The 12,422-nt window shown below is 48.7% G+C and carries 11 protein-coding genes; 8 read left to right on the top strand and 3 right to left on the bottom strand.

The features are described 5' to 3' along the window. Positions 1–53: 53 nt before the first annotated feature. Both H9L42_RS13110 and H9L42_RS13105 read right to left on the bottom strand, forming a co-directional pair. Entirely contained in the window at positions 54–1,565 is a 1,512-nt protein-coding gene (locus H9L42_RS13110; protein WP_187303860.1) for an FAD-binding oxidoreductase, read from the bottom strand. A 17-nt stretch (positions 1,566–1,582) separates the two neighbouring features. Further along, entirely contained in the window at positions 1,583–2,494 is a 912-nt protein-coding gene (locus tag H9L42_RS13105; RefSeq protein ID WP_187303859.1) for a LysR family transcriptional regulator, read from the bottom strand. Between the two features lie 186 nt (positions 2,495–2,680). On the opposite strand from H9L42_RS13105, the gene H9L42_RS13100 reads away from it, so the two are divergent. From H9L42_RS13100 to H9L42_RS13090, 3 genes are all read left to right on the top strand, one after another. After that, positions 2,681–3,265 carry a sugar O-acetyltransferase gene (locus tag H9L42_RS13100; protein ID WP_187303858.1) on the top strand — a complete coding sequence of 195 codons (585 nt, stop codon included), beginning with the start codon at positions 2,681–2,683 and terminating at the stop codon, positions 3,263–3,265. Positions 3,266–3,486: 221 nt separating this feature from the next. After that, positions 3,487–3,855, top strand: a complete 369-nt coding sequence (locus H9L42_RS13095; protein ID WP_187303857.1) for an RNA polymerase sigma factor — start codon at positions 3,487–3,489, stop codon at positions 3,853–3,855. A 598-nt stretch (positions 3,856–4,453) separates the two neighbouring features. After that, positions 4,454–4,942, top strand: coding sequence for a pyridoxamine 5'-phosphate oxidase family protein (locus H9L42_RS13090; protein WP_187303856.1), 489 nt, complete (start codon positions 4,454–4,456; stop codon positions 4,940–4,942). Between the two features lie 124 nt (positions 4,943–5,066). On the opposite strand, the gene H9L42_RS13085 is transcribed toward H9L42_RS13090, so the two are convergent. Beyond that, positions 5,067–5,981, bottom strand: coding sequence for a 4Fe-4S dicluster domain-containing protein (locus H9L42_RS13085; protein ID WP_187303855.1), 915 nt, complete (start codon positions 5,979–5,981; stop codon positions 5,067–5,069). Between the two features lie 491 nt (positions 5,982–6,472). Here H9L42_RS13085 and H9L42_RS13080 point away from each other — a divergent pair, with 491 nt between their 5' ends. The 5 genes from H9L42_RS13080 to pyrH all read left to right on the top strand — a co-directional run bounded on the left by H9L42_RS13080 (position 6,473) and on the right by pyrH (position 12,414). Then, positions 6,473–7,369: a 3-hydroxyacyl-CoA dehydrogenase family protein gene (locus H9L42_RS13080; protein ID WP_187303854.1), complete on the top strand. Its 897-nt coding sequence runs from the start codon at positions 6,473–6,475 to the stop codon at positions 7,367–7,369. Between the two features lie 164 nt (positions 7,370–7,533). Next, positions 7,534–8,796: a 5-bromo-4-chloroindolyl phosphate hydrolysis family protein gene (locus H9L42_RS13075; protein ID WP_187303853.1), complete on the top strand. Its 1,263-nt coding sequence runs from the start codon at positions 7,534–7,536 to the stop codon at positions 8,794–8,796. Then, the gene (locus tag H9L42_RS13070) at positions 8,793–9,932 is read left to right on the top strand and encodes a toxic anion resistance protein (protein WP_187303852.1); all 1,140 of its coding nucleotides are present in this window, start codon (positions 8,793–8,795) and stop codon (positions 9,930–9,932) included. The genes H9L42_RS13075 and H9L42_RS13070 overlap by 4 nt, the downstream gene beginning before the upstream one ends. Before the next feature lie 21 nt (positions 9,933–9,953). Next, positions 9,954–11,603 (top strand): putative manganese-dependent inorganic diphosphatase, encoded by a 1,650-nt coding sequence (locus tag H9L42_RS13065; protein ID WP_187303851.1) that lies wholly within the window; start codon positions 9,954–9,956, stop codon positions 11,601–11,603. A gap of 106 nt (positions 11,604–11,709) precedes the next feature. Continuing rightward, a complete protein-coding gene (gene pyrH, locus H9L42_RS13060) occupies positions 11,710–12,414 on the top strand; it encodes a UMP kinase (RefSeq protein ID WP_187303850.1) in 705 nt (234 codons plus the stop codon). The last annotated feature ends 8 nt before the right edge of the window (positions 12,415–12,422 follow it).

Raw genomic sequence — 12,422 nt, 5'->3', positions numbered from 1 at the left:
CGTCCTTCTGAATGTGTATTTTCAGAAGGACGGGAGTTTTGGTTTTCGATTCCCTATTTCCCGAAAATATTTCCCTGATTCAGGAGCATCTCCGGATCTAAACATTGTTTTACTTGTTTCATAGCGCGAAGTTGTTCCTCCGAATAAAGCGTTTTCAGAAGGCCGGCTTTCAGCTTGCCGACGCCGTGCTCTGCCGAAACTGTGCCGCCCATTTGGACGATCGCTTTGGCCCAGGTCTCAAACAGCGTTTTGCCGCGGCTGTATTGAGCCATATCATGGGGAATCAGATTGACATGTACATGGTTATTGCCAATGTGTCCGAAGACAGCGGACTCAAATCCGCCCACCTGAATCCCTTCCCGGTACAGGGAGAAAACGTCTTCCAGACGTGAGTCCGGGACAGACATATCGGTTCCAAGTTTCGTAATCTGGGGAACCGATTTTTTAATTTCGCGGATCTTCCTGTTGACACATTCCGGCGCGGCGTGGCGAAACTCCCGCAGTTTTTCGATATGGGAGGCATTAATCGCGGCCCAGGAGCGTGCCGGATCGCCGCCTGCCGCGGAGAGCTCCCGGCAGACCGTGGAAAAGGCATCCATGAGCAATGCGCGGTCGTCTGCTGTAAATTCCACATAGACCGCGCAGTCCGCATCCTCGCGGATTAATTCGGATTCCCGCAGGACAAGACCGCGGCGCTGATCGTGGCGGAGGAGATTCAGAGTATCACTTCCAAAGAATTCTAAAGCCTCCAGAGGAAAAGCGGAGTCATCCGTTTTGTTTCGCAGCGTTTTAACAAGGGAAAGGGCGCAATCCTCTTTCGGAAGAAACAGAACCGCTCCCCAGCGAAGTTTTTTCCGTGGCAGCAGTCGGAGGCGCGCCGACGTGATAACCCCAAGGGTTCCTTCCGCGCCGATAAAGAGATCGATCAGATCCATGTTCGGCTTGATAAAATAGCCGGCGGTGTGTTTTTTTACCTTTGGCATAGAAAGAGCGGGAAGGGCTCCGCTGATCAGGCGTCCGCCGCGGGTTTTAAATTGAAATTGCAGACCGGACGCATGTTTTTTTCCGCGTACCAGATGAAGCTTGTCTCCGTCCGGAAGAATGAGATCCAGGGCGAGCACATAATCGCGTACCGCCCCATAGCGAAAGCTGCGCGCTCCCGAAGAATTGCAGGAAATCATTCCCCCCAGAGAAGCGGTGGATTCCGTGGGATCCGGCGGAAAAAAGAGGGGGAGGGGATGCGGATGCCGCTGGAGATACTGGCGCAGGGTCTGCAAAAGAATTCCGGGCTGAACCGTAATGCTGCCACCGTTTTCAGAGGGCTGAAAATCCAGAATTTGATTCATGCGTTCCAGGTTGACGGTAAGGCCGCCTTCCGGGACACAGCCGGCGGTCAGGCCGGTTCTTGCGCCTTGGAGTGTCACAGGGGTGTGGGGATTTTTCCGAAAGACAGCGCAGACATCCGATTCGTTTTCCGGAAAAAAGATGCGGGTGGATGTGCCGGTTTTACGGGATTCATCCTGTAAATAGCTTTCCAGAATTGATGTTTCACTGGTTGATTTCAAAAGAGACACCTCCCGATTCAAAGTATATTCTTATCCGGATTGCGCAGGCAGAGCCGGATCTCTTCCTGAACCTGCTGCAGAAACTTTTCCGCTGCCTTTGAAAATACCTGATATTTTTTCCAAACGAGATTCAGATTCGCTTTCAGAGGCGGGGAAAGGGGGCGGAAGCAGAGCGGACTGTCTCCGGTGGTGTTGACAAGTTTGTCCAGAGCCAAAGCGTATCCTACGCCCTCCTCTACCATGAGTGCCGCGTTGTAAATTAAATTGTAAGTCGCGCGGATATTCAGCTTTTCATAGTCGAAACCCAGCCAGCCGGCCATGGTATTCTCTACAAGCGTCTGGCGGGAGCACAGGAGAGGCAGACTGGCGAGATCCTCTGGATGTATGAGACGGCGCTCAGCAAGAGGGCTGTCCTTTCGCATTAAAAGTCCCCAGGTATCCTGGCGGGGAAGCTTCAGATAATCATACTTTTGGATATCCGCGGGCTCAATGAGCACGCCGAAATCCAAAAGCCCCATGTCCAGTTTTTCTTTAACCTCATCTCCGTTTCCACTGAAAATATGGTACTGAATATGAGGGTATTTCCCCTCCATTTTTTTTACCGCGCCGGCAATGAGACGCATGGCGTCTGTTTCACCGCCGCCGATATGGACGGAGCCGCTGATAAAGTCATCGTCAGCATGAAAGTCGTTTGCGGTTTTATCGACGAGCTCAATGATCTCCTGGGCTCGTTTTCGGAAAAAGACCCCTTCTTCCGTCAGTGTGATTTTTCGGTTCCCGCGGATCAGGAGCTTTTTGCCGAGCTCTTTCTCCAGATCCATCAGCTGGCGGGAAAGAGTCGGCTGTGTAACGTGCAGAGCCTCCGCCGCGCCGGAGATGGTTTCTTCTCTGGCGACAGCGAGAAAATAGCGCAGAACCCGGATTTCCATAACGGTTGTCCTCCCTGTATGTTCAGAATGAATTTTGCCTGTGTCGGCAAACAGCTACCTGTGGATCACTATAGCACGGAAAAACTATGCCTGTAAAGCATATATTGATATTTTTTATAGGTATTTGCTATTTATCTGAACCTATATTAAGATGAGAAGAGAAAACTGATTCAGGGGAGGATGAAAATGAATTTACAGGAATATCTCGCGCGTTTAAATCGGGGAGAAAGCGTGCGGGGAGGCTCGGAAATGCACGCGTTTATGACAGAGATGAGTCATGAAGCTATGAAAATTACCGCGGAGCTGAATGGCAGCTACCATACCGCGGAGGAAATACGGCAGTTGTTTTCCGAACTGATCGGTAAACCGGTGGACGCGTCTTTCGGTATGTTCCCGCCGTTTTATACGGACTGCGGAAAAAATATTACCGTAGGAAAAAATGTATTTATTAATACAGGCTGCCGTTTTCAGGATCAGGGAGGTATCCGCATCGGTGATCATGTTCTGATTGGGCATAATGTTGTACTGGCGACTTTGAACCATGATTTCGCGCCGTATAACAGGGCAACCATGCATCCGGCTCCGATTCATATCGAAGACCGGGTTTGGATTGGCGCTAACGCGACGGTTGTCCCGGGGGTCACCATTGGTGAGAATTCCATCGTCGCGGCCGGCGCGGTCGTAACAAAAGACGTGCCTCCGAACACCATTGTAGGCGGCGTGCCGGCGAAGGTATTAAAGCGGATTGACGAAAACGGAAATCCGGTATAAAATTGTCTTATGAACAAATTAAAAATTATTTGCCAATTATGATGAATAATCAGTTAAGGCTCCATACTTTCGAGTATGTGGGCCTTTTTTCATCGGACGCCACAAAAAATCAAGACTGAAAAACTTAGAAAAGTTTTTATTTTTTTGAACCGATCACGCACCTTTCTTCGTCTTAATATTATAGAAGACTATATAGAATATGCAAAAGAACAGGAATCCCCATGGTGAATCAAAAGAAAGACTGGTTAGAAGAAAAAGCGATCTTACTTTATGGACAAATCTATCAATACGCATTGGCAAAAGTAAAAGAGGTTGAGATTGCGGAGGAAATCGCGCAGACAGTCATGGAAGTGGTCATCCGGAAAAGGAATACATTAAAACATCCGGAAGCATTCAAACGATGGGTCAAAGTGATTACCACCAATAAAATCCGGGATCATTTCCGAAAGCTGAAAAGAGAGCGGGCAATCTATATTTGGGAAACGGACACCACAGAGTGGATTGCCGATATTCAGGATTTTTCAGTAGTGGGATACTTGTCAAAAGAAGAAGGGACGAGAGTAATTGAAGGAATCGTCGAACAAAAATGATGTGAACCAGGGCAATATAGGAAAGCCTCCGGAGCAATGATGCTTTTGGAGTTTTTTTTGTTTCTGTCCGAAACAGGATGAAAAACAAGGATTTCGTACGAATTTGGTGGGCTGGAGGGATTGAGAACCGAAGGCACAGGAGGATCCAGACGGCTTGTCGGATTGGAGAGCCGGTAAACGGGAAAGTTTCGTCCCAAACCTTGAAGATTCATCTGGTTTAGGACGGAAACCAGAAGTGGGAAGATGGAAACTGGAAAAGATGCCGGGTACTCGGAAGAAAAGGCTCTCCGCACGTTGGCAGAAGCGGAGCACGCGCTGATTTTGAACCGATCAGCTGCTTTGGATCGTCTTTTATAGAAGGGTAAATTGAATGAAAGCTTTCCGGGTAATCTTTATCAACCGAAACTTATGATACAGGGAGGAAATGTGAAAACCCTATGTCCGGCAGCTGTTGGAAGAGTTTGTTCTGCAGCCGGAACGGATTCTTCTTTTATTTTAAATTGCGCTTTTATTGCCGGGTGTTTATAATATCAGTAACAGATCCGTTCCGCGGACGGAGCGGAGTCTGCCTGCGAATGAAAAGGAAAGGAGAGCTTTGATGTTCAGAGAAGTAAGGAGAAACAAAAAACAGATTCTATCAGAGGCAGAAAGCCGCGGCATCCTTAATAAGGCAACTTCCGGCGTGCTGTGCGTGCTGGGAGATGAAGCGTATCCCTACGGCGTTCCGATGAGCTATAGGTTGGAAGGGAATCGGTTGTATTTTCACTGTATGCCGGTCGGCCATAAAGTGGACGCGATGAAACGGCATGATAAAGTGTCCTTTACCGTGATTGAGACCGATCAGATTGTTCCGGAAGAATATACGACTTATTTTCGCAGCGTGATTGCCTTCGGTAAAGTAACGTTTATAGAGGAACCGGATGAAAAGCGCAGGGCGCTCCGGATTTTAGCAGAAAAGTATTCGGCAGAGTTCCTGGAAGGCGCGGAAAAAGAGATCGAGGACAAGCTGAGCGCGGTCTGTATCTTTTGCCTGGAAATCGAGCATCTTTCTGGAAAAGAAGCGATTGAGTTCGCGGAAGCCAGGTAGGGAAACGACAGACCGGGAGTCTGCGTGTTTGGATGGAAAAAAGAAAGGGGCTGTTCGCGGCGCTGCCTGACAGGAATATCAGGGGAAGCGCAGCGAGACAGTCCCTTTTTCACGGAGCGGATTTTCAACCGTTCAGAATGGCGTCTTTTCGATCCAGCAGATCGTCAGAAAGAAGCTGTTTTTCTACATTCTCAAATCCCAGGCGTTCAACGGTCTGGGCAAAACGTTCTCCAGGCTGACCTTGTTCTTTGAATAGGAGGATCGCCTTTTCGATAATGGCAAGAGCCTCCTTTCGTTCGGTGAACTTCTTTGACAGAGGCTTTCCGATGGCGATTTGTTTCCCCCATCTTCCGCCAATGTAAATCTTGTAGCCGCTGATACCCGTTTCCACCGCTTTGAAAGGACATTTGCCGACACAACGTCCGCAGCTGGTACACCGATCCGGATTAATACGGGCAAGTCCGTCGATCACAGTCGGGATATGAAGAGGACAGGCGGTTTCGATGCTGCATTTTTTACATCCTTTGCAGAGGGCTTCATCGAGAACCGGCGTGTACTGGCCGATAATTCCCACATCATTGAGGTTCGGTTTAACGCAGTTATTAGGACATCCACCCACCGCGATTTTGAATTTATGGGGAAGTTTTACATCCTGATAACCTTCAAAAAATCGTTTATGGATTTCCTCGGACACGTCAAACGTATCAATTCGGCCGTACTGGCAGGTCGTTCCTTTGCAGCTTACCACAGGACGAACCTTCGCTCCGGTGCCGCCGGTTGTCAGGCCGGCTTTGGCGATATAGCGGCGAAAGTCCTCGATTTTATCATAAGGAACTCCCTGACACTCTATCGTGAGCCGGGTTGTCATGGTCACGATTCCATTTCCATAACGCTTTGCGGCTTCCGCGATACAGATACTCTGATCCGCGGTGATTTTTCCGTTTACAGTAATAACACGGGCGGAAAAGCAATCCGTACCCTTGTTTCTGAGAAAGCCCAGAGCTTTTACTCTTTTTTCCTCACTTGCAGTAATTGTCATGTTGATTCTCCTTCTGTCTTTCTTTTAATTTCTCAGCAATATCGGTCTCTCTTTGCGGATCTGTTAGAATTTTAACCAGAAACACAATTATTCTACTTCCTATTATACACATAAATACGGGAAACAAAAGGAGAATGCAGATGGAAAGGAGCGATTCACATAAAATAGAGGCAGTGGACGCAATACCCTAAGGGGCAGGCGGTTTGAAAAAAGGCGGGAATAATTGTTAAAAAATAAACAAAAAAGACAAATTAATAAGAAAATAAAGCAAAATAGTTTCAAGAAAAGAAAATGGAATTACTGGAATGAAAAGGACAAAGAACGCATAAATACGACAATTTCTCTTATAAATATAGAAAAAGACTGTCTATATTAGAATTTTTTGCATATTTAAAAACGTATTGCAAAAACCTTGCCAATAAAGTAAAATATTCATTGTGAAAAAGAAACGTATAGAAAAACAGCTTGATAAAGCGGAAAGGCAGAGGAGTATGGACGTAAAGAAAGTATTTGTAATCGGTGCCGGATTTATGGGTTCCGGTATTGTGGAGAATGTAGCCGCGAAAGGACTGGAAGCAGTCGCTTATGATATTTCTGAACAGCAGAGAGAAAGAAGCCGCAAGAGCATTGCCAAAAACCTGGAGAAGCAGGTTGCCAAGGGCAGACTGAAAGCGGAAGAAAAAGATGCCGTTCTCGACAGGATTGAGTACGTATCCGAGATTTCCGCCTGCAAGGACGCGGATGTCGTGATCGAAGCGGTTGCCGAAAATAAAGATATCAAGGTCAGCATCATGAAGGAAATTGAAAAATACGCGAAAGAAGAGGCGGTGATCGCCAGCAATACTTCGTCGATTTCCATTACATCTCTCGGCAGCGTGTTTCAAAACCCGGAACGTTTTATAGGAATGCACTTTTTCAGTCCGGTTCCGAGAATTCCGCTGATGGAAATTGTAAGAGGATACCAGACCGGAGAACGGGCAATTAAAATCGCCAGCGATCTGGGAGAATATATGGGAAAGACCTGCATTCTGGCGCAGGATGAACCCGGTTTTATCGTGAACCGTATGCTGATTCCGATGCTCAATGAAGCGTGCTTCCTGGTAGAACGGAAAATCGGGAGCATCGAAGAGATCGATATGGGTATGAAAATGGGTCTGAATCATCCAATGGGCCCGTTGGAACTGATGGATATGATCGGGATAGATGTCGAACTTGCGGTAATGGAAGTGCTCCATGAAGAGATCGGTGACTCCAAGTACAGACCCGCGATTTCCCTCAAGCGTATGGTGGATTCCGGATTCCTGGGAAGGAAAGTGGGAGTCGGATTTTATGTTTACCATGAAGACGGAACAAAAGAGCCGAATCCGAAGCTTCTGGAAATCCGCTAGGCCGGTACAACAGCGGAACCGGCGCCGGAGAAACAGAATTTAAGCAACAGCGAAAGCCCTCCTTTTATCAGAAATTCTTCTGAAAAGGGAGGGCTCTTTTATTGTCCTGATCGTTAAAAAATGATATACTTTACAAAAAGACAGAAAAAGAGGGAAGCGGGTAGATGGATTTAAAAGATTTTACAGATTTGGGAAACGATATCGGAAGGCGTGTCAACGACGCCATTTACCATATGAATTTTGACCAGCTTAACAGGGACATCCGGAATAAAGTCGATCAGGCTTTCGGAGATCCGTGGGCGAACGGCGGGTTCGGCGGGTTGGATGGGAAATTGTACCATGGGGAAGAATTCGACGGAACTGAAACCGGATCCGAGGACGATGGGGTCCGCGGGCGGCCCGGAAGGCACAGTGAAAAAGCGGCAGATACGATCCGGCCTTCAGCAGCCGGAGTTCCGGTTATTTCAAAAATCCCGGGGAAGGCTGGGAGCCTTGTCATGCTCATCACAGGCTGTCTGATGATGGGGATTTTCGGGATTGCGGTGGTGACTCTGGGAATCCTGAGCGTGACCATGACATCGGTGGGAACGATCCCCTCCGCTGTGCTGGGAGCTGTGGCAGGGGGCATGGTGATTCCATTTCTTGCGGGAGCGTTTCTTGCGGTTTCGGGCGGAAAAAAACGCGGTCTGACTCGCCGGTTTTACGCCTATTTATCGGTTCTCAAGGGAAGTAAATTCTGCGAGCTTCAGAAACTGGCGAAAAAAACCGGAAAAAGCCTGCGCTTTACGGCAAAGGATCTTCAGAAGATGATCGATAAAGGATTTTTCCCGGAGGGGCATCTGGATGACCACAGAACATGCTTTATCGGAACAGAAGAAATGTACCAACAGTATCTTCAGGCAAGAGACAGCGCCGCCCGCAGCAGTGACGCGGGGATGCGGGAAAGCGCGGAAGCGGACAGCGCGGCGCGGGAGCCGGACAGTCGACTGGAGCAGATTATTCGTGAAGGAGAATCCTATATACAGACCATTCGGGAGGCGAATGACGCGATTTACAACAAAGAAATTTCAGAGAAGTTGTACCGGATGGAACGCATTGTAAAGAAAATATTCGAGTATGTGAGAGAAAACCCGGAACAGGCCGATCAGCTGAGACGGTTTACGAGCTATTATATGCCGACGACGGAAAAGCTGGTAAATGCCTACCGGGAGATGGACGAGCAGCTTGTACAGGGAGAAAACATGAAAGCGGCAAAACGGGAAATCGCGCAGACGCTGGATACAATCAATGAAGCTTACGAAAAGCTGTACGACAGTATGTACGCGGAGGTGGCGATGGACGTTTCCAGCGACATCGCGGTACTAAAGAGCCTGTTTGCCCAGGAAGGACTGACAAACGACGAATGGAACGGAGGGAAAAAGAGATGAGTGATTTTAGCACAGATTTTAACATAGGAAATACACCGACGCCGGAACCGGAGCAGCCGGCGGCAGCGCCGCAGACAACGCAGACGCTGACCGCGGAACAAGAATACGCCAAATACCCCCTCAGCGACACGGAAAAGCAGCAGGTGGAGGAGTTCGCGAAAAAAATCGATCTGTATGACAGCCAGACGGTGCTGCAGTACGCGTCGGGGACGCAAAAGCAGATCGCGGATTTTTCGGAGCAGGCATTGGAAAATGTGAAAACCAAGGACTTCGGAGAAGTCGGAGAAACGTTGACGCGGGTAATCGGCGAACTGAAAAGCTTTGATGTAAAAGAAGAGCCGAAGGGGATTTTCGGCTTTTTCAAAAAGAACGCCAACAAGTTGGCTGCTATGAAAACCAGATATGAAAAAGCGGAAACCAATATCGAGAGTATCTGCAAGGTACTGGAGGAACATCAGATCCGCCTGATGAAAGACGCTGCCATGCTGGATAAGATGTACGAGATCAATCAGGAATATTTCAAGCAGCTGACCATGTATATCATAGCGGGAAAACGCAGGCTGGAATACGCCAAAGACGCGGAGCTTCCGACCATGATGTCCCGGGCAAAGGCCACAAAATCCAGTGAGGATCTGAACGCGGCCAATGATTACGCTTCTCTTATCGCGCGATTTGAGAAAAAGATTTACGATTTGGAACTTACCAGAACCATCGCCATGCAGACGGCTCCACAGATTCGCCTGATCCAGAATAACGATGTTCAGATGTCTGAGAAGATTCAGTCCATGCTGGTAAACACCGTACCTCTTTGGAAGAGCCAGATGGTGATCGCTCTCGGTATTGAGCATTCCAATAAAGCGGCGCAGGCGCAGAAAGCGGTAACGGACATGACCAACGAACTGCTGCGAAAGAACGCGGAGACCTTAAAGACCGCCACTGTGGAAACGGCAAAGCAGATGGAGCGGGGTGTTGTCGATGTGGAGACTCTGGAACATACTAATGAACTCTTGCTTTCTACCATTGATGAAGTGATGCAGATTCAGGAAGAAGGCAGACAGAAGCGCGAAGCCGCGGAAAGCTCTCTGCAGAAAATGGAAAATGATCTGAAGCAAAAGCTGCTGGAAATTAACAGTTAAAAAGAGCAAGGAGGAGCATGAATGAACCAGCAACCCGTATATATTGTCGGACACAAGAATCCGGATACCGATTCCATCGCGTCCGCAATCGCTTACGCGGATATTAAAAATAGAACCGAGGAACGGACCTACATAGCGGCCAGAGCCGGGCAGCTCAATGAAGAAACCGAATATGTCCTGAAGCGTTTTCAGGTAGAGCCTCCGGTATACCTTTCGAATGTAGGCACCCAAGTGAAGGAAATGGAAATCAGAAGAACGCCCGGAGTGAGCCGGGAAATTTCCATTCGGAACGCCTGGCGGATTATGAAGGAAACGGAAGCTGTTACCCTTCCGGTTACAACCGAAGACGGGCATCTGGAAGGAATCGTAACTACAGGCGATATTGCCAAATCCTATATGGACGTTCACGACAGCATGTTTTTATCAAGGGCCAAGACCCGTTTCCGCAGTATCGCCGATACGGTAGGCGGAAAAGTAATCGTAGGAGATGAGAATGGAATCTTCTGCAAGGGCAAAGTAATCATCGGAGCGGCCCATCCGGATAAAATGGAAACCTATCTGGAACCGGGGGATCTCATCCTCTTGGGAGATCGTTACGAAGACCATCTGCGGGCGGCCGAACAGGGCGCGGGATGTATGATTATCTGTGTCAACGCGAGAGTAGGTCCCAGTATCCGTACTATTGCCGAGCGCAACGGATGCGTGATCATCAGCGCGCCTTACGACACCTTTACGGTGGCGCGGCTGATCAATCAGAGTATTCCTCTCAGCCACATCATGAAAAAGGAAAATCTGATTACCTTTAAAACAGAAGATTACACGGAAAGCATCAAGGAAGTAATGGCGAACACCAGACACAGGGCCTTTCCGGTGCTGAACAAAAACGGCCTTTATGAGGGAACGATTTCCAGGCGTAATTTCCTGGGAATCAAGAAAAAGCAGCTGATTCTCGTGGATCACAATGAAAAGAGCCAGGCGGTGGATAACATCGAAGACGCTCAGGTGCTGGAAATTATTGACCATCATAGATTAGGCTCCCTGGAAACCATTGAGCCGATCTTTTTCCGCAACCAGCCGGTGGGGTGTACGGCCACCATTTTGTATCAGATCTATCAGGAGAGAAATCTGGAGATTGAAGAAACCATCGCGGGGATTCTCTGCGCGTCGATTATTTCGGATACACTGATGTTCCGCTCCCCGACCTGCACAGAAACAGATCGGCAGGCGGCCATATCTTTGGCGGCAAAGGCGGGAATTGAAATTGAGCCTTTTGCCCGGGAAATGTTTCACGCGGGGAGCAATCTGGCGGATAAATCCACGGAGGAAGTCTTTTTTCAGGACTTTAAAAAATTCATTGCCGGAGAAGAAAGCTTTGGTGTCGGACAAATCAGTTCCTTTGATGAACAGGAACTGGAGGAACTGGAGCAGCGCCTGCAGCCATTTATGGAGAGTCAGTGCGGAAAGAGCGGTATGAACATGGTATTTTATATGCTGACGAATATTCTGGAAGAAAGTACCCGCCTTCTGTGCTGCGGCAAAGGAAGCTCTTATCTGGTGCGGGAAGCCTTTGAGCTTGAGGGAGACGCGGATGTCTATGAGCTGAGGGGGGTTGTTTCCAGAAAAAAACAGCTGATTCCCGCGTTTATGAGTACCCTGCAGGAAAACGAGTAATTTCCCTGGTGAAAACCCCTTGCAGGTTGCTCTGGATCCGGCATCTGTGCTATAATAAAATGCCACGTTTAAATGTGGTCTGCGCAAAAAAATAAAGGAGAATTAGATGGAAGCGAAATATAAAAGAGTCCTTTTGAAGATCAGCGGCGAAGCGCTGGCGGGAACCGGAAAATTCGGGTTGAATGAGGAAATGCTGAAAAAAGTCGCGCTTCAGGTAAAGGAAGTCCACGATATGGGCGTGGAAGTAGCGGTAGTGGTTGGCGGCGGCAACTTCTGGAGGGGAAGGAGCAGTAAAAGTATGGACCGCGCGACTGCGGACTACATCGGAATGCTGGCGACCGTTATGAACGCCATGGCTCTGCAGGATGCCTGTGAAGCCGAGGGCCTTCCCACCAGAGTACAGACGGCGATTGAAATGCGCGAAGTGGCGGAGCCCTATGTACGGCGCAAGGCAATCAGCCATCTGGAACACGGGAAAGTCGTGATTTTTGGCGCGGGAACGGGAAATCCGTTTTTCTCCACCGATACGACAGCGGCTCTCCGGGCGGCGGAAATTGATGCGGAAGTCATCCTGCTGGCAAAGAAGGTGGACGCTGTATATTCCGATGATCCGGAACAGAATCCGGAAGCGGTGAAATACGATGAACTGACCCATCAGGAAGTTCTGGAAAAGGGCCTGAAGGTGATGGACTCGACGGCGGCATCCCTTTGCAGGGATAATCACATCAATATTCATGTGTTCGGAATCGCGACAGACGGTAATGTGATGCGGGCGATCTGCGGCGAACCAATCGGAACGATTATAAGATAAGAAAACCA

Source organism: Zhenpiania hominis, assembly GCF_014333425.1.
Classification (GTDB): Bacteria; Bacillota; Clostridia; order Peptostreptococcales; family Anaerovoracaceae; genus Hominibacterium; species Hominibacterium hominis.
The sequence above is the reverse complement of the archived record's forward strand: the minus strand, read 5'-3'. Positions and strand labels throughout refer to the sequence as shown.